Below are 17,707 nucleotides of genomic sequence, written 5' to 3' on the forward strand. Positions count from 1 at the left end.
CTTGCGTCGCGCAGAGGTGATTATCACACGCGCTCGACGAACCCGTCCAGCACCCGCTTCTGCCCGGCTCGGTCGAACTCGATCGTCAGCTTGTTGCCTTCGATGCCGGTGATGTTGCCGTTGCCGAATTTCAGGTGGAACACGCGGTCGCCGAGGGTGAAACGCGAAGGCTCCGACGAGGTGGATTTTGCCACCAGCTCGCCTTCGATCGTGCGTCCCGTCGGGCCGCTTTCGCCATAGCCGATACGTTCGACGGCGTGGCCGGAGCGGCTGCCCCAATTGTCGCGCGTGGCATCGGTCTTGTTGGCCTGGGCGCGTTTCCAGCCGGGCGTGGAATAGGAATTGGCAAAGGGCTCCGCCTTGTCGAAGCGGGATTGGCCGTAGCCGCCGCGGGCGTAACCGCCATAGCTCTGCTCCATTTCGGCAACCTCGACATGGGTTTCCGGCAGCTCGTCGAGGAAACGCGAGGGCAGGGTTGATTGCCAGAGGCCGTGGATACGGCGGTTGGAGACGAACCAGATGTGGCAGCGGTGCTTGGCACGGGTGATGCCGACATAGGCGAGGCGGCGTTCCTCCTCCAGGCCGGCGCGGCCGCTTTCATCGAGCGAGCGCTGATGCGGAAAGAGGCCTTCCTCCCAGCCGGGCAGGAAGACGGTGTCGAACTCGAGGCCCTTGGCCGAATGCAGCGTCATGATCGAGACGGCATCGAGGTTCTCGTTGGTCTCGGCATCCATGACGAGAGAGACGTGTTCGAGAAAGCCGCGCATCGACTCGAAGCTTTCCATCGAGCGGATCAGTTCCTTGAGGTTCTCTAGGCGGCCGGGCGCTTCGGCGCTCTTATCGTTCTTCCACATGTCGGTATAGCCGGACTCTTCGAGGATCTGCTCGGCAAGTTCGGTATGCGGTGTGTTTTCAAGCAGTTCCTGCCATCGGCGGAAAGATTGAATCACGTCGAAGAGGGCTTTTCGCGCTTTCGGCTTCAGCTCATCCGTTTCGATGATGTCGGCGGCGGCCGCAAGCATGGGGATATCGCGGGCTCGCGCATAGTCGTGCAGCGCGCGCACCGTCGTGTCGCCGAGGCCCCGCTTCGGCGTGTTGATGATGCGCTCGAAGGCGAGGTCATCGGAGGCTTGAGCGACCAGGCGGAAATAGGCCATGGCGTCGCGGATCTCCAGGCGCTCGTAAAAGCGCGGGCCGCCGATGACGCGATAGTTGAGGCCAAGGGTGACGAAGCGGTCTTCGAATTCGCGCATCTGGAAGGAGGCGCGCACGAGAATCGCCATGTCGTTGAGCAGATGCTTGCCGCGCTGAAGCTGCTCGATTTCCTCGCCGATGGCGCGGGCTTCCTCCTCCGAATCCCAGGAGGCGTGCACCTGCACCTTGACGTCGTCCGGATCGGAGCGGTCGGTGAACAGTGTCTTGCCGAGCCGCCCTTCATTATGGGCGATCAGATGGGCAGCGGCACCGAGGATATGTTCGGTCGAGCGGTAGTTGCGCTCGAGCTTGATGACTTTGGCGCCGGGGAAATCCTTCTCGAAGCGCAGGATGTTGTCGACCTCGGCGCCGCGCCAGCCATAGATCGACTGGTCGTCGTCCCCGACGCAGCAGACGTTCTGCGGCTCGCCCTTGGCGCGCTGGGCGAGGAGCCGGAGCCACATATATTGAGCGGTGTTGGTGTCCTGGTACTCGTCGACGAGGATATAGCGGAAGCGGCCGTGATATTCCTTCAGAAGATCGGGGTTCTTGCGGAAGATCGCGATAGGATGCATCAGCAGGTCGCCGAAGTCGCAGGCGTTCAGCGTCGTCAGGCGCGCCTGATAGGCGAAATAGAGATCGCGGCCGCGGCCGTTGGCGAAGGCGCGCGCATCACCCTCAGGGATATCGGCGGGGCCGAGACCCTTGTTCTTCCAGGTGTCGATCATGCCGGCGAACTGCTTGGCCGGCCAGCGCTTGTCGTCGAGGCCTTCGGCCTGGATCAGCTGCTTGATCAGGCGGACGACGTCGTCGGTATCGAGAATGGTGAAATCGGAGCGCAGGCCGACGAGCTCGCCGTGGCGGCGCAGAAGTTTGACGCCGATAGAATGGAAGGTGCCGAGCCAGGGCATGCCTTCGACGGCGCCACCGACGAGCAACGCGATGCGCTCCTTCATCTCGCGGGCCGCCTTATTGGTGAAGGTGACGGCGAGGATCTGCGAGGGGAAGGCGCGGCCGGTATTGAGGATATGTGCGATGCGAGTTGTCAGCACGCGAGTCTTGCCGGTGCCGGCGCCCGCAAGCACGAGGACCGGGCCTTCCAGGGTTTCGACGGCTTCGGTCTGTTCGGGGTTCAGCCCGGAGAGATAATCCGGCCGGCTGCCGCCGTCGCGGGCGGCCATGGCGCGGGCGGCAATGCCACCGGTGGCGGGCGCCCTCCCGGCGGGCGCGGCAGGCGGCTGCGGCTTGCGCGCCATCTCGCCCGGCTCTTCGTCGAAGAAGGGAATATCGTCGAAACTATTGCTCATGGCGCGTAATGTAGTGATTCGGGAAGGAAAGACCAGAAAAGATGTTCTGCTTTCATTCCCAAGCCGCCGCTATCCCAAGGGGTTTACGCATGGCGGCAAGGCTGCTTGATAGGACAGAGGCAACCCGACGGAAAATTTCAGCCGCACTTGTCGGAAACCGCGTCGGCGGGGCGTCCTTGGATCATCGGACAATCGTCCGGGTCTACCGTCAACAAGGAGGCTGCATCATGGCGAAGGTCGTTTCAAATCTCTGGTTCGCGCAGGAAGCGCGCGAAGCCGTCGAATTCTATGTGTCCATAATCCCGGATTCCAGGGTTGGCCGCACGACCATTCTTCCGGCGGAAACGCCGAGCGGGCCTCCCGGCAGCGTCGAGCTGATCGAGTTCACGCTCGGCAATCAGGCCTTCCTGGCGATGAAGGCGGGTCCGCCCGATAGCTTCAACCATTCCTTCTCGATCGCGATCCTCTTGGAAAGCCAGGCCGAGATCGATCGGGTCTGGGAAGCATTCCTCGCCAATGGCGGCACGCCGGAGGCCTGCGGCTGGCTGAAAGATCGCTGGGGCCTATCCTGGCAGATCGTGCCGCGCATGCTTTCCGAGATGATCGCCCACGGCGACCGCGAGCGGGCCAGGCGCGTGACCGAGGTGATGCTCGGCATGGTCAAGATCGATGTCGCCGGGCTGGAGAAGGCATTCAACGGCTGAATTGTGCTGGCGGCGAATGATTCGAACGCTTGGCTCACGGCCGGCATGCGGCCGTTTCCGCCATGTCGGGCGCCAACCGGCACATGCTGTCCAGCACCGACTCTGTGCAGATTTGGCTGCCAATCGTCGATTTTTCCGGAACTCGAATCACGGGCGACATTGCACACCCTTTTCATCTTTCTGTCACGTCGCGAAATGTGCTGATACCGCACGGGTGCTTTTTTCAACTATAATGAGAAACAGTTTCGTAGAGTAAAAATAACCGGTGCATGCACGTTTTTGTGCGTTGCAAGAAACAGCCGGTGAGCGTCGAATATAGCTACGAAATTATTGATTCTTAGGAACGTCGTAGCCATCTCGATGGTTATACGACTTTGAGCCTGCGGCAGAACCTTACTGGAGGGCCCATGCTGAACGAATCCGTATTCGATGCGTTTACGCGCAGTTACGAAGCGCGCCGCGAAACCGATATGTCGGTGGCCGAGTATCTCGATCTCTGCAAAAAAGACCCGATCGCCTATGCCAATGCGACCGAGCGCCTGCTCGCCGCGATTGGCGAGCCGCAGATGGTCGACACTGCGAGAGATGCGCGGCTTGGCCGAATCTTCATGAACAGGACCATCCGGATCTACCCGGCCTTTGCCGGTTTCCACGGCATGGAAGAGACGATCGAACGCATCGTTTCCTTCTTCCGTCACGCGGCACAGGGGCTCGAGGAGCGCAAGCAGATCCTCTACCTCCTCGGCCCGGTCGGCGGCGGCAAGTCGTCCTTGGCGGAGCGGCTGAAGCTGCTGATGGAGGTTCATCCGATCTACGTGCTGAAGGCGGGCGACGAAATCAGCCCTGTTTTCGAAAGCCCGCTCAACCTCTTCGATCCGGAGACGATGGGGTCGCTTCTCCAAGAGCAATACGGCATCCCGCTGCGGCGCCTGAACGGGCTGATGAGCCCGTGGTGCCTGAAGCGGCTCGACGACTTCGGCGGCGATATTTCCCGCTTCCGCGTCGTCAGAATTCAGCCTTCGCGATTGCGCCAGATCGCCATCGCCAAGACCGAGCCCGGAGACGAGAACAATCAGGATATCTCGTCGCTGGTCGGCAAGGTCGACATCCGCAAGCTTGAGACCTACTCCCAGAACGATCCCGATGCCTACAGCTATTCGGGCGGGCTCAACCGCGCCAATCAGGGCGTGCTTGAATTCGTCGAAATGTTCAAGGCACCGATCAAGATGCTGCATCCGCTGCTGACGGCGACGCAGGAGGGCAATTACATCGGCTCCGAAAATATCGGCGCCATACCCTTCTCCGGCATCGTCCTCGCACATTCGAACGAAGCGGAGTGGCAGACCTTCAAGGCCAACAAGAACAATGAGGCCTTCATCGACCGCATCTGTGTGATCAAGGTGCCCTATTGCCTCCGGGTGATGGAAGAGCAGAAGATCTACGAGAAACTGATCGAAGGGTCGGAACTCGCGGATACGCCGTGCGCTCCGGCAACGCTCGAAATGCTGGCCCGTTTTTCGGTGCTTTCACGCCTGCGCAAGCATGAGAACTCGACATTCTTCTCGAAGATGCGCACTTATGACGGCGAGAGCCTGAAAGAAACCGATCCGCGCGCCCGCAGCGTTCAGGAATACCGGGATGCGGCCGGCATCGACGAGGGCATGGACGGCATATCGACACGCTTTGCCTTCAAGGTGCTCGCCTCCACCTTCAATCACGACACCACGGATATCGGCGCCGACCCTGTGCATCTGATGTATGTGCTGGAACAGGCGATCCGCCGCGAGCAGTTTTCCGACGATGTCGAGAAGCGCTATCTGGAATTCATCAAGGCCGATCTTGCGCCACGCTACGCAGAGTTCATTGGCAATGAGATTCAGAAGGCTTATCTTGAATCCTATGCGGACTACGGACAGAACCTGTTCGACCGCTATGTCGACTATGCCGATGCCTGGATCGAAGACGTGGACTTCAAGGATCCCGATACCGGTCAGCTTCTCGACCGCGAGCTCCTCAACCAGGAACTGACGAAAATCGAAAAGCCGGCGGGAATTGCCAATCCGAAGGATTTCCGCAACGAAATCGTCAAATTCTCGTTGAGGTCGCGGGCAGCCAACGGCGGAAAAAATCCGTCTTGGACGAGCTACGAGAAGATCCGGGAAGTGATCGAGAAGCGTATGTTCTCGCAGGTCGAGGATCTTTTGCCGGTCATTTCCTTCGGATCGAAGAAGGATTCGGAAACAGAAAAGAAGCACAGCGAATTCGTCTCGCGCATGGCCGCGCGGGGTTACACGGAGAGGCAGGTTCGGCGCCTCGTCGAATGGTACATGCGCGTCAAACAGGCAAGTTAATGCGGAGCCACCATGCACATTGTCGACCGTCGGCTAAATCCGCGCGGTAAAAGTCTGGAAAATCGGCAACGGTTTCTTCGGCGCATGAAAGGCGCCGTGCAGCAGGCGGTCAAACGTTCTCTGCAAAACCGCAACATCCGCGATGTACTCGACGGCGGGGAGATCAGCCTGCCGATCGACGGAATGGCCGAACCGAGCCTTCGCAAAGGCGAGGGCGGCACCGCCGATCACATCCTGCCGGGAAACAGAGCGTTCGTCGAAGGCGATATCATTCCGCGCCCGCCGGGCGGCAGGGGTGGCAAGCCAAAAGATGCGGGCGAGGGCGATGGTGAGGACGGTTTCCGTTTCGTGCTGACGCGCGAGGAATTCCTCGATGTATTCCTCGACGACCTGGAACTGCCCGATCTTGCCAAACGGCGTCTAGCCGAAACCGAAGAGGAAACGCCGCTGCGGGCCGGCTATTCCGTGTCCGGATCGCCGTCCAACATCGCCGTTGGCCGCACGACGCGGCTAGCGATGATGCGCCGCGTCGCGCTTCACCGGCCGCGCCGCGAAGAGATCGAAGCGCTGCAGCGGCAGATCGTAGAATGCGAAGACGACGAGAGCCGCCTAGCGCTCGAGGCGAAACTCAAATCCCTCACGGAAAAAAGCCGCCGCATTCCCTATATCGATCCGCTGGATGTACGGTACCGCCGTTTCGAGAACGAGCCGAAACCCGTGGCCAAAGCGGTGATGTTCTGCCTTATGGACGTCTCCGGCTCGATGTCGGAACACATGAAGGACCTTGCGAAACGGTTCTACCTGTTGCTCTATCTCTTCCTGTCGAAGCGCTACAAGAAGGTCGAGATCGTCTTCATCCGCCATACCGACAAGGCCGAGGAAGTCGACGAGGAAACCTTCTTCTATGGTCCGGCGACCGGCGGCACGCTGGTTTCCAGCGCCCTTGCCGCCATGCGCGGCATCATCGCGGCGCGTTTCGATCCGGCAGAGTGGAACATCTATGGCGCCCAGGCCTCGGACGGCGACAACGCCCATTCGGACGGAAACCTGAGCGGGCAGCTGCTGCGCGAGATTTTGCCGCTCTGCCAGTATTTCGCCTATATCGAAGTCGGCGAAGAAGGCGGTGACTCTTCGGTATCGCGTTCACCGCTATGGATGCTCTATGACGGGATCCGCTCCGAGCTGCTGCCGCTTTCGATGCGCAAGGTCTGCCGGCGAAGCGAAATATTCCCGGTTTTCCACGATCTCTTCCAGAAGCGTGACGCACAGTCGAGGGTGACGCCATGAATACGACGATGAGGCCAAGAGAGCGGCTGTTGTTCGAGGGGGCCGACTGGGACTTTTCGACGCTCCAGCGCATCCACGACGCCTGCGAGGAAATCGCGCTCGGCGAACTCGGCCTCGACGTCTATCCGAACCAGATCGAAGTCATCACCTCGGAGCAGATGCTCGATGCCTACTCCTCGACCGGCATGCCGCTGTTTTACCGCCACTGGTCGTTCGGCAAACACTTCGCGCATCACGAAGCCTTCTACCGCCGCGGTATGCGCGACCTCGCCTATGAGATCGTCATCAACAGCTCTCCCTGCATCTCCTATCTGATGGAGGAGAATACGGCGACGATGCAAACGCTCGTCACCGCGCACGCGGCTTTCGGCCACAATCATTTCTTCAAGAACAACTATCTCTTCAAGCTTTGGACCGATGCGGAAGGGATTCTCGATTACCTCGATTTCGCCAAAGGTTATATCACCCGCTGCGAAGAGCGTTACGGCGAGACGGCCGTCGAGCGGACGCTCGATGCGGCGCACGCGCTGATGTCGCACGGGGTGCATCGCTATGCGGGCAAGACCACCATCGACCTTCGCCAGGAGGAGAAGCGGCAGCAGGAGCGCCGTGCCCACGAGGAGCAGATGTTCAACGATCTGTGGCGTACGGTTCCGGTCGGCAAGGCCAAAAAGACGAGCGACGGCGGCTTGGAAAAGCGCCGCGCTGCACTCGGTCTTCCGCAGGACAACATCCTCTATTTTCTTGAGAAAACTGCGCCGCGGCTGCAGCCTTGGCAGCGTGAGATCCTTCGCATCGTCCGCCATGTCGCCCAATATTTCCATCCCCAGCGGCAGACCAAGGTGATGAATGAGGGGACTGCGACCTTCGTCCATTACCAGATCATGAACCGGCTTCACGAGCGGGGGCAGATCAGCGACGGAAACTTTCTCGAATTCTTGAAGTCGCACTCCAACGTCGTGTTCCAGCCGAGCTACGATGATCGCCGGTTCTCGGGCTTCAACCCCTATGCGCTCGGTTTTGCGATGATGCAGGATATCGAGAGGATCGTCACGAAGCCGGCGGACGAAGACCGCGCATGGTTTCCCGATATCGCCGGCCGCGGCGATGCGATGTCTGTTTTGCGCGACATCTGGGCCAATTACCGGGACGAGAGTTTCATCAGTCAATTCCTCAGCCCGAACCTGATCCGCCAGTTGCGGCTGTTCCACCTCTACGACGATCCGGAACAGACCGAGGGTGTGCTGGTTTCGGCGATCCACAATGAGCGCGGATATCTGCGCATCCGCCGCCAGCTTTCCCGCGAATACGATATCGGCTGGACCGATCCGGCAATCGATATCGTCGATGTCGACCTCGCGGGTGACCGCCGCCTGCTGCTGCAACATATCATGATGAGCGGCAGCTATCTCCAGGAAGCCGACACGAGGGCTGTCCTGCAGCACCTCGCCGATCTCTGGGGCTACGACGTGTTGCTTCAGGAAATCGATAGTTCGAACAGCGTGGCGAGAGAGCACACGGCGAGCCCGCGCAAGATCGTTCAATGATCATCGATCTTTCTCCAGGCCGTGCTTGTTACCATCGATAGTGTGCAATTATCGATGGTAACGAAGACAAAGGCTTAGTAACTTACCGCCGCTGCAATCGCCCATCACTCACCCACATTCCACGTTTGCAGCGACCTTGCGGGAGCAGACAGCGCGGAGACGAGAGACCATGAGTGAAACGCGGCGCAAGCTGACGACGATCTTCTGTGCTGACGTGCAGGACTATACCCGGCTGATGGGGGCCGACGAGGAAGGGACTCTTGCGGCGCTGAAGCGTTGCCGCGAAGCGATGGGACGCCTGATCGAAAGCCATGGCGGCCGTGTCGTCAACACCTGGGGCGACGGGCTGATCGCCGATTTCCCAAGCGTGGTCGAGGCGGTGCGCGCCGCCGTCGATACCCAGAACGAACTTGCTGGTTTCAACGCCCGTCGCCCAGAAGACGGACGCATGCTGTTCCGCATCGGTATCAATCTCGGCGATGTGATCGTCGAAGACGACGACATCTACGGCGACGGCGTCAATATCGCCGCACGGCTGCAGGCTTCGGCTTCGGCCGGCGGCATCGTCATCTCAAGCACCGTCTACGACCAAGTCCGCAACAAGGTCGCGGTCGGTTTTGAGTTTCTCGGGCCGCTGATGGTGAAGAATGTCGATGAAGGCGTGCCGAGCTACGCGGTGAAGATCGGCGATGCCAAGGATGAGACGCCGCCGCCTCGACGACCAGGCCCCCCGCGGCCGCAGCCCGCGGCTCAAATTACCGAAGCAAGCCCGGTAACTGGGCGACGCAGGCTGTTCGCTGTGCTCGGGGTCATCGCGGCTGTACTGATCGGCATCAATCTTTTATCGTGGCAGGGCGTTTTCTGGGCGCGCTTTCCGGTGCTTGCGCTCGCCGTCGTCGCGGCGTTTGCCTGGAATCGCAATCAGACCCTGTTCAACCGGAAGATCACCTCGCTGGCGATCGTGGCGCTCGGCATTGCCGGCATCAACCTCTTCACCTGGACGGGACAGTTCTGGGCGGTGTGGCCGATATTGGGAATTGCGGCCGTCATGGGCTTGCGATGGTCGATGAGGCGGTAGACATTTAGGCCGCATCGGCAGAGATTTTGCATGGCGCCTTGGCCGCCAATCGGCGGTGTTGAAGACACGGCGAGTGTTCGTTCAAGCAAAAGTGAGCGGCCGGGTTATTTCCATTCTTTGCTGATATTACAAATCGGTAATGCCGGCTGCTTATGCTTGCCGGTACGCTGTAAACGCGCGATATTGTCGCATCAGACGGGACCGTCATCCCGCAGCGCCTCTTTCGACCGAGCCTGGTCCAACCTCGAGTCCCTCCGGAGACGTGAATGGCCTTTTGGAAGCAGTTTATACTTTCGCTCATCGTTATTGTTGCCGGCTTTGCCGCGTGGGTTTTCTTTGTCCCGGGCGCCGGCGATATGATGCGAGATGCGGGTATTCCAGACGGCATCGTTTCCAGGATCGCGCCGAAGGCCGAGCAGACGGCGGTTGCCGACGCTCCCGCCCGGTCGCAAGGCCAGCAACGTGGCGAGGGTCAAGGCCAGGGACAGGGGAGCCAGGGACAGGGCGAGAACCGCCGCAATGGCGGCGGGCGCAACGGCGCTATTCTCGTCGCGACGCAGGCGGTCGTCCAGGGTGTCGTCAACGACCGGCTGAACGCCATCGGGACGGGTGACGCGATCCGCTCGGTCGCGGTCACGCCGCAGGCATCGGGGACGATCCGTGAAATCCTCATCAAGTCGGGGGACAGGGTGAAGGCCGGCCAGGTGCTCGCCAAGCTCGACAGCGAGGAGCAGGTGATTGCCCGCGGTCAGGCTGACGTTGCGGTCAAGGCCGCCGTCGAGAAATCCAATCTCTATCACAACATCAAGTCCAGCGTGTCGCGCATGGACGTGTTCGATTCCGAGATCGCCGAGCAGGGCGCCCGGCTGCAGCTGCAGGCCGCCGAGCTCAATCTCGCACGGCGCAACATTGTTGCGCCGATCGACGGTATCGTCGGCATCGTGCCGGTCAATATCGGCGACAATGTCACGACGAGCATCCCGATCGTCACACTCGACGACCGTTCGGAAATCCTCGTCGACTTCTGGGTGCCTGAGCGCTTTGCCAACACGGTGTCGGTCGGCCAGCCGGTCGAGGCGATGTCGGTCGCAAAACCTGGGCAGGTGTTTTCCGGGGAAGTCGAAGCTGTCGACAACCGCATCGATGCGGCGAGCCGCACGCTACGCCTGCGCGCCCGGATCGACAACTCTTCCGACGAGCTGCGCGCCGGCATGTCCTTCAGTGTCAGCATGAAATTCCCCGGTGACAAATATCCGGCGGTCGATCCGCAGTCCGTGCAGTGGGATTCGCAGGGGTCGTTCGTGTGGCTGGTCAACGACGACAAGTCGCATAAGGTGCGGGTCAGCGTCGTGCAGCGCAACCCGGATTTCGTGCTCGTCAAAGCCGATCTCAAGGACGGCGACAAGATCGTGACGCAAGGCCTGCAGCGCGTGCGTGAGGGCGGGGCGGTGCGCGTTTCCGCTGACGTGGCCTCGAATGGTGAGGTCGCCACGCAATGAGTGTGACCGAGATTCATCAGGACAGGGCCTCGGGCAAGCAGAGCTTCACCGCGCTTTTCGTCCGCCGGCCGATCCTGGCACTGGTATTCAATACGCTGATGGTCGTCGCCGGCCTTGCCGCTTACGTCGGCGTCGAGGTGCGCGAACTGCCGGATGTCGATCGTCCCGTCGTCACTGTGCGCACGACCTTCGACGGCGCATCGCCGCAGACGATCGATCAAGAACTGACCAAGGTGATCGAGGGCGCGGTCGCGCGCGTCAGCGGCCTGAAATCGATCTCGTCCACCTCTTCCTTCGGCCAGAGCCGGGTGACACTCGAATTCTCGGATGCGATCGATCTTGCGGTCGCTGCCAACGACGTGCGCGACGCGATCGGCCGCATCACCCAGAACCTGCCTGATGAGGCGGATGCACCGCAGATCGTCAAGGCGGATTCGGATTCCTCGGCGATCATGCGCCTTGCCGTCACCTCCACCAAGCTCAATATGGACGATCTGACGCAGCTCGTCGAAAACGAGGTGATCGATCGCCTTGCCTCCGTTGATGGCGTCGCCGACGTCGAGGAATATGGCGACCAGGAGAAGGTCTTCCGCGTCGATGTCGACCAGGGCGCTTTGGCGAGCCGCGGGCTGACTATCGGCGACTTGACCAAAGCGCTCGACAATGCCGCACTCGACGTGCCGGCGGGATCGCTGAAGAGCAGTACCCAGGATATCGTGGTGCGCGCCACCGCCAATCTGCAGACGCCGGCGGATTTTTCCAGCGTCATGCTGCAGGATCGCGTCCGGCTCGGCGACGTCGCGACGGTGACGCTCGGGCCGCGCGACGGGGAAACCGCGCTGCGATCGAACGGCAAGCCGGGCATCGGCCTCGGCATCATCCGCCAGGCGCAATCCAACACGCTGAACATCTCGACCGGCATCAAGGCCGCCGTCGAGCAATTGTCGAAGACGCTGCCCGAGGGCACGACGATCGCGATCACCAGCGACGACGCCGTCTTCATCCAGGGCGCGATCCACGAGGTGGTGCTGGCGCTGCTGCTCGCCGCCGTCATCGTTACCGCCGTCATCTATCTCTTCCTGCGCGACTGGCGAGCGACGCTGATCCCGGCGGTCAGCATGCCGGTGGCGCTGATCGGCACGCTGGCGGCGATCTACATGGTCGGTTTCTCGATCAACATCCTGACGCTGCTGGCGATCGTGCTGGCGACCGGCCTCGTCGTCGACGATGCGATCGTGGTGCTCGAAAACATCGTGCGGCGGCGAGCCGAAGGCATGGGGCCGCGGGCGGCTGCAGTACTTGGAACACGCGAGGTGTTCTTTGCTGTTGTCGCGACGACCGCGACGCTCGCAGCGGTTTTCATCCCGCTCTCCTTCCTGCCGGGACAGGTCGGCGGCCTCTTTCGTGAATTCGGCTTCGTGCTCGCCTTCTCCGTCGGCCTGTCGTCGATCGTGGCGCTGACGCTCTGCCCGATGCTGGCCTCGCGCATGCTGACGAAGCCGATGATCGAGGATCACGGTGCGCTCGGCCGTCTCGGCGGAGCGCTTGCCCGCCTCTATAAATGGGCGCTGCACGGCTGCCTCAACGCGCCCTTCGTCGTTATCCTGTTTTCGGTGATCTTTGCCGGTGCGGCGCTCGTCGCCTTCTCGACGGTCAAGAGTGAGCTGACGCCCGAAGAGGACCGGTCGATGGTGATGATGCGGCTGACGACGCCGCAGGGATCGAGCCTCGAATATACCCGCGACAAGATGCAGCTCGTCGAGGAATATCTGCAGCCGCTGGTCGACAGCGGCGACATTCGCAACGTCTTCTCGATTTCCGGCCAGGGCGGTTCGCTGAATAGCGGCTTCATGGTGCTGACGCTTGCCCCCTGGGGAGAGCGCCAGAGGACGCAGGCGGAGATCGTCGGCGATATCAACCAAGCGGCCTCCAGGGTGCCGGCGCTACGCGGCAATGCTATCTCATCGAACAGCCTGCGCATCCGCGGCGCAGGCAGCGGCGTGCAGATGGCGCTGATCGGCAATGATCACGAGGCGCTGACGGCGGCCGCCGCCAAGCTGGTGCAGGCGCTCGACGCCACCGGCCAATATGATACGCCGCGCCTGACCAACGAACCGAGCCAGGCGCAGGTGTCGGTGGCGATCGACCGCGAGCGTGCCTCCGATCTCGGCATCGACATTACGGGGCTTTCGACGGCGATCCAGTCGCTGCTCGAAGGGCGTTCGGTGGTCGACGTGTTTGTCGACGGCGAGTCTTATCCCGTGCTTTTGACTTCGACGACGCGGCCGATCGACGATCCGACTGACCTTGAAAACGTGTTCCTGAAAACCGGCGACGGTAAGATCGTGCCGATGTCGGTAATCGCCACGATGAAGGAAGGTTCTGTTGCGCCGCAGCTCAACCGCGAGCAGCAGCTCGCCTCCGTCGCGATCACCGCCGGCCTGAAGAATGGCATGTCGCTCGGCGACGCGGTCAAGCAGGTAACCGAGCTTGCGCAGCCGCTGCTGCCGGCAGGCGCACGCCTGCTGCCGCTTGCCGAAGCCGCGACGCTGGAGGAGAATTCAAGCGGTATGGCGCTGACCTTCGGTTTCGCCATCGTCATCATCTTCCTGGTGCTGGCAGCGCAGTTCGAAAGCGTGCTGTCCTCGCTGATCATCATGTCGACAGTGCCGCTCGGCCTTGCCTGCGCCGTCTTCGCGCTCATCATCACCGGCTCCAGCCTCAATATCTACAGCCAGATCGGCCTGGTGCTGTTGGTCGGCGTCATGGCGAAGAACGGCATTCTGATCGTCGAATTCGCCAATCAGCTGCGCGACCGGGGCCAGGATGTGCGCTCGTCGATCGAAAAGGCCTGCGCGTTGCGTCTTCGCCCTGTGATGATGACGATGATCGCCACCATCCTCGGCGGCGTGCCGCTGGTTTTTGCTCATGGTGCCGGCGCCGAAGCGCGCGTGGCACTCGGCTGGGTGATCGTCGGCGGTCTCGGCTTCGCGACGCTGGTGACGCTGTTCATCACCCCGGTCGCTTATCTGCTGCTTGCCCGCTTCGGCAAGCCACACGCTCATGAGGAAGCGCGGCTGCACGAGGAGATGGCGGTCGCCACGCGGCCACGCGCCGTGCCGGATGATGAGCAGTTGCAGGCCGCCGAATAGACTTATTTCCGAATTGACCTCGCCGCTGGATCGCCATTCGGCGGCGTTTCTTATGGTGTATGAAACCTTGCGAAATAAGATAAATTACTTCTGAAGTTTAGCCGTTTGTTAAGCATAAACGGCAATGATCGTGACCAGCAACCGGCTGGTCTTCTTCGTTTCTTGAAGGCTGCATCGCGCTGGAGTTTCCAGCGCCCCCGGACATGAATGTCCGCGCGGCAACGGTTCATTTCTTGTGCAGTTTGCGTTTTGTTTGCGTTTTGGAGTTTAGTTCCCGTGAGTATTTATCAGCGCGTCTCCGTGGACGCGGCGCTTCATGTGCTGCGCGATATCAATCGGAATATGACGGTCACGCAAAACCACATCACGACCGGCATGCGTGTCGCAAAAGCCGCAGATAATGGTGCCTATTGGTCGGTCGCCACCACCGCGCGCACCGACAACAAGGCTGTTTCGGCGATCCAGGATGCGCTCGGCATGGCGGCGGCGACGATGGGCACAGCCTATACCGGCGTCGAGAACGTCATCGACGTCGTCTCCGAGATCAAGGCCAAGCTGGTTGCCGCGACCGAAGACGGCGTCGACAAGAACAAGGTCAACGAAGAGATCAAACAGCTGCAGGAGCAACTGCGCAGCGTTTCGGAATCGGCGACCTTCAACAGCGACAATTGGGTGATCCTCAACAATGACGCGACGCCGACGCAGCCGCGCCAGATCCCGGCCTCCTTCATCCGCAATGCGGACGGGACGGTCTCGGTCGGCATGCTGAGCTATCATATCGACAACACGCCGGTGGGAGCGACGAGCTCCAAGGACGCGCGCTATTTGATCGACGACCGCGCCACCGGTTCTGGCGAATACGGTGTGCTGACATCGGCCTATTTCGCCACCGAGCTCGGCGCCTCGCAGAATTATGTGCTGATGGAAAGCAAGAACGGCACCACTACCGGGCAAGTGGTGATCTCCCTTTCGGACGCCACGACGCAGGGACAGATCGGCGAAATGATCAGTGTCGTCGATGCCGCGCTGACGCAGTTGACGACGGTCGGTTCGGCCTTCGGCGCGCTGGAGAAACGCATCAACCTGCAGAACGATTTCGCCTCGAAACTGCACGACAATAACACCGCCGGAATCGGCCGGCTCGTCGATGCCGATATGGAGGAAGAGTCAAGCAAGCTCAAAGCGTTGCAGACGCAGCAGCAGCTCGGTCTGCAATCGCTGAACATCGCCAATGCGACTTATGATACGGTCAGGCAGTTGTTCCAGAATTTCTAAGGTTTTGAGCCGCCACCCGCCCTCGTGGTTCAAGACGGCCTTTGGGCCTCTTCACCATGAGGGCTGATCGTCGTGCCTGCTGCCTATAGGCTTGGTCGATCCATTAAAACTGTTGGTATCAGCGCATTCCCGCAACATGGCTCCTATTTCGGGGCCTGAAATTCCCCTATGACGAGAGCATCTTCATTTTCTTGCCGCAATCCTTGCCATTTGCTCGCATCAGCTTCGAACGGAGACCATCCTGTCCATGATCAAGAAATTCGTACTTTTGGCTGTCGCAGCAAGTTATCTCACTGCCTGCACGACGACCGATCCCTATACGGGTGAACAGAAGGTTTCCAATACGGCGGGTGGCGCGGCGCTTGGCGCGCTTGGCGGTGCTCTTGTCGGCGTGGCTGTCGGCGGCGGCGGCCACGGCAAGCGCAACGCAGCGCTGATCGGCGCCGGTGTCGGCGCGCTCGCCGGCGGCGCGATCGGCAATTACATGGATCAGCAGGAATCCGAGCTTCGCGCCCAGCTCGAAGGCACCGGCATTTCGGTTACCCGCAACGGCGACAACATCATCCTCAACATGCCGTCGAACATCACCTTCGACGTCGACCAGGATGCGGTGAAGCCGGGCTTCTATCCGACGCTGAATTCGGTGGCGATCGTGCTGCGCAAGTTCAATCGCACGCTGATCGACGTCAACGGCCATACGGATTCGACCGGCAGCCTCCAGCACAATCAGGACCTGTCGCAGCGCCGCGCTCTTTCGGTCGCCGATTATCTCGGCGGCCAGGGCATCGATCAGCGCCGCGTGTCGGCTGTTGGTTTCGGCCCATCCCAGCCCGTCGCCTCCAACGCCAGCGAGGCCGGCCGCGCCCAGAACCGCCGCGTCGAGATCCAGATCGCGCCGATCACGCAGGGCTGAGCAGGATTTTCCCATCTCTGAAGCGGCCGGGCGGTGCCCGGCCGTTTTTGTCATTGCTGCATCGTCGCGCCCTTAGTGATCTTGTCGACGATCTTCTTTTCGGCCCGTACTGCGATGCCGACCACCTTGGCGTCGTCGGGCGTAAATTCGGCGAAGACGGCCCGGTTGGCGGCGTCATGGCCGGTCGCAAACATCTCCTCGATGAAGAGAGAGGCGGTGACCTCACGGTCCAGCGCGCGACGATGGATGGCTGACATCGTCGTCTCGTCGGCGGAGAGCACGATGATCGGTTGGATCGACAGCGGATTATAGAGATTGCCGGCGCGGTCCTTGTAGGGCTCGCCGATGATTTCGGGATGCCCGCCGGCGATGCCGGTCATCAGGAAGGCGGTAACGTTCAGCTTCTGCCAGCCAGCAAGATTGTTTCGCAGGACGACGGCAATTTTGGTATCAAACATCGGACAGTCTTTCACCTCGGGTTATGGAGTATCGGGCGCGTTGAGCCAGGATCTACATCCGCAGGCCTTCGAAGGTCTTGAACGTTTGTGCGCGGGACCATCCGGCAACGCCATCCTGGCGGCCCCTGCCTTTCCCGGTATCGAGCGTATCGAGGCGCAGTTTTCAGGCAATGCCTTCGAGCCGCATCGACACGACACCTATGCGCTCGGCGTGACACTGAAGGGCGTGCAGACTTTCGGCTATCGCGGCGCGCAACGCTTCAGCCTGCCGGGCCAGGTGATCGTGCTGCATCCCGATGAGGAGCATGATGGCGGGGCGGGGACCGAGGAGGGGCTGCAGTATCGCATGCTTTACCTCGAACCGTCGCTGCTGCTCGAATGCCTGGAGGCCGATGGCGTCGGCCTGCCTTTCGTCAGAGAACCTGTTATCGGCGATCCAGCGCTGGCTGGCGTGCTGCTTGGCGCGCTCGGCGAACTCGACCGCGAGTTGGACGAGCTATTCGTCGACGACTTTGTCTCGAGGGTGACGGGCGGGCTGTCCAAGCATGCGCTGATGCCACGCCGGCCGCTCGGCAGCGTCGCCTGGCGGCAGGTCCTAGCGGCGCGGGATTATCTCGAGGCGCATGCGTCCCGAGCGGTACGCTCAGGCGAGTTGGAAGCGGTCACGGGGCTCGACCGTTTCGCGCTGTCGCGGCATTTCCGGGCGGCCTTTGCCACCAGCCCGCACCGCTATCTGCTGATGCGGCGGCTGCAGCAGGCCCGGGCGATGATCGGCGCAGGAGAGGGAATTTCCGACACGGCGGCAGCGACCGGCTTTGCCGACCAGAGCCATCTCAACCGGCATTTCAAGAAGGCCTACGGAATGACGCCCGGCCAGTGGGCCGCGTTGGCGTATAACCCCGGAAGTCGAGGGCGATTTATGCGCTAGTCTGCCGTGCTCGG

The 17,707-nt window shown here is 61.2% G+C and carries 12 protein-coding genes; 10 read left to right on the forward strand and 2 right to left on the reverse strand.

The window, feature by feature from the left end; all coding sequences use genetic code 11:
- Positions 1-23: 23 nt before the first annotated feature.
- On the reverse strand, positions 24-2,501 hold the full coding sequence (locus FHX03_RS09360; RefSeq protein ID WP_183853419.1) for an ATP-dependent helicase: 2,478 nt from the start codon (positions 2,499-2,501) through the stop codon (positions 24-26).
- A 227-nt stretch (positions 2,502-2,728) separates the two neighbouring features.
- Here FHX03_RS09360 and FHX03_RS09365 point away from each other — a divergent pair, with 227 nt between their 5' ends.
- From FHX03_RS09365 to FHX03_RS09405, 9 genes are all read left to right on the forward strand, one after another.
- Entirely contained in the window at positions 2,729-3,205 is a 477-nt protein-coding gene (locus tag FHX03_RS09365) for a VOC family protein (RefSeq protein WP_183853420.1), read from the forward strand.
- Between the two features lie 407 nt (positions 3,206-3,612).
- Positions 3,613-5,556: a PrkA family serine protein kinase gene (locus tag FHX03_RS09370; protein WP_003593409.1), complete on the forward strand. Its 1,944-nt coding sequence runs from the start codon at positions 3,613-3,615 to the stop codon at positions 5,554-5,556.
- 12 nt (positions 5,557-5,568) lie between these two features.
- On the forward strand, positions 5,569-6,843 hold the full coding sequence (locus tag FHX03_RS09375) for a YeaH/YhbH family protein (RefSeq protein WP_097628270.1): 1,275 nt from the start codon (positions 5,569-5,571) through the stop codon (positions 6,841-6,843).
- On the forward strand, positions 6,840-8,390 hold the full coding sequence (locus FHX03_RS09380; protein WP_097628271.1) for a SpoVR family protein: 1,551 nt from the start codon (positions 6,840-6,842) through the stop codon (positions 8,388-8,390). Before FHX03_RS09375 ends, FHX03_RS09380 begins: the two co-directional genes overlap by 4 nt.
- 169 nt (positions 8,391-8,559) lie before the next feature.
- Positions 8,560-9,468: an adenylate/guanylate cyclase domain-containing protein gene (locus tag FHX03_RS09385; RefSeq protein WP_183777640.1), complete on the forward strand. Its 909-nt coding sequence runs from the start codon at positions 8,560-8,562 to the stop codon at positions 9,466-9,468.
- Positions 9,469-9,734: 266 nt separating this feature from the next.
- Positions 9,735-10,967: an efflux RND transporter periplasmic adaptor subunit gene (locus FHX03_RS09390; protein WP_097628273.1), complete on the forward strand. Its 1,233-nt coding sequence runs from the start codon at positions 9,735-9,737 to the stop codon at positions 10,965-10,967.
- On the forward strand, positions 10,964-14,119 hold the full coding sequence (locus tag FHX03_RS09395; protein ID WP_097628274.1) for an efflux RND transporter permease subunit: 3,156 nt from the start codon (positions 10,964-10,966) through the stop codon (positions 14,117-14,119). Before FHX03_RS09390 ends, FHX03_RS09395 begins: the two co-directional genes overlap by 4 nt.
- Before the next feature lie 276 nt (positions 14,120-14,395).
- The gene (locus FHX03_RS09400) at positions 14,396-15,394 is read left to right on the forward strand and encodes a flagellin (protein WP_097628275.1); all 999 of its coding nucleotides are present in this window, start codon (positions 14,396-14,398) and stop codon (positions 15,392-15,394) included.
- Positions 15,395-15,641: 247 nt separating this feature from the next.
- Positions 15,642-16,307 (forward strand): OmpA family protein, encoded by a 666-nt coding sequence (locus FHX03_RS09405; protein WP_003593423.1) that lies wholly within the window; start codon positions 15,642-15,644, stop codon positions 16,305-16,307.
- Between the two features lie 50 nt (positions 16,308-16,357).
- On the opposite strand, the gene FHX03_RS09410 is transcribed toward FHX03_RS09405, so the two are convergent.
- On the reverse strand, positions 16,358-16,765 hold the full coding sequence (locus FHX03_RS09410) for a DUF2000 family protein (RefSeq protein WP_097628276.1): 408 nt from the start codon (positions 16,763-16,765) through the stop codon (positions 16,358-16,360).
- Positions 16,766-16,805: 40 nt separating this feature from the next.
- On the opposite strand from FHX03_RS09410, the gene FHX03_RS09415 reads away from it, so the two are divergent.
- Positions 16,806-17,693, forward strand: coding sequence for an AraC family transcriptional regulator (locus tag FHX03_RS09415; protein WP_183853421.1), 888 nt, complete (start codon positions 16,806-16,808; stop codon positions 17,691-17,693).
- The last annotated feature ends 14 nt before the right edge of the window (positions 17,694-17,707 follow it).

This window comes from Rhizobium sp. BK456 (assembly GCF_014194045.1).
Classification (GTDB): domain Bacteria; phylum Pseudomonadota; class Alphaproteobacteria; order Rhizobiales; family Rhizobiaceae; genus Rhizobium; species Rhizobium redzepovicii.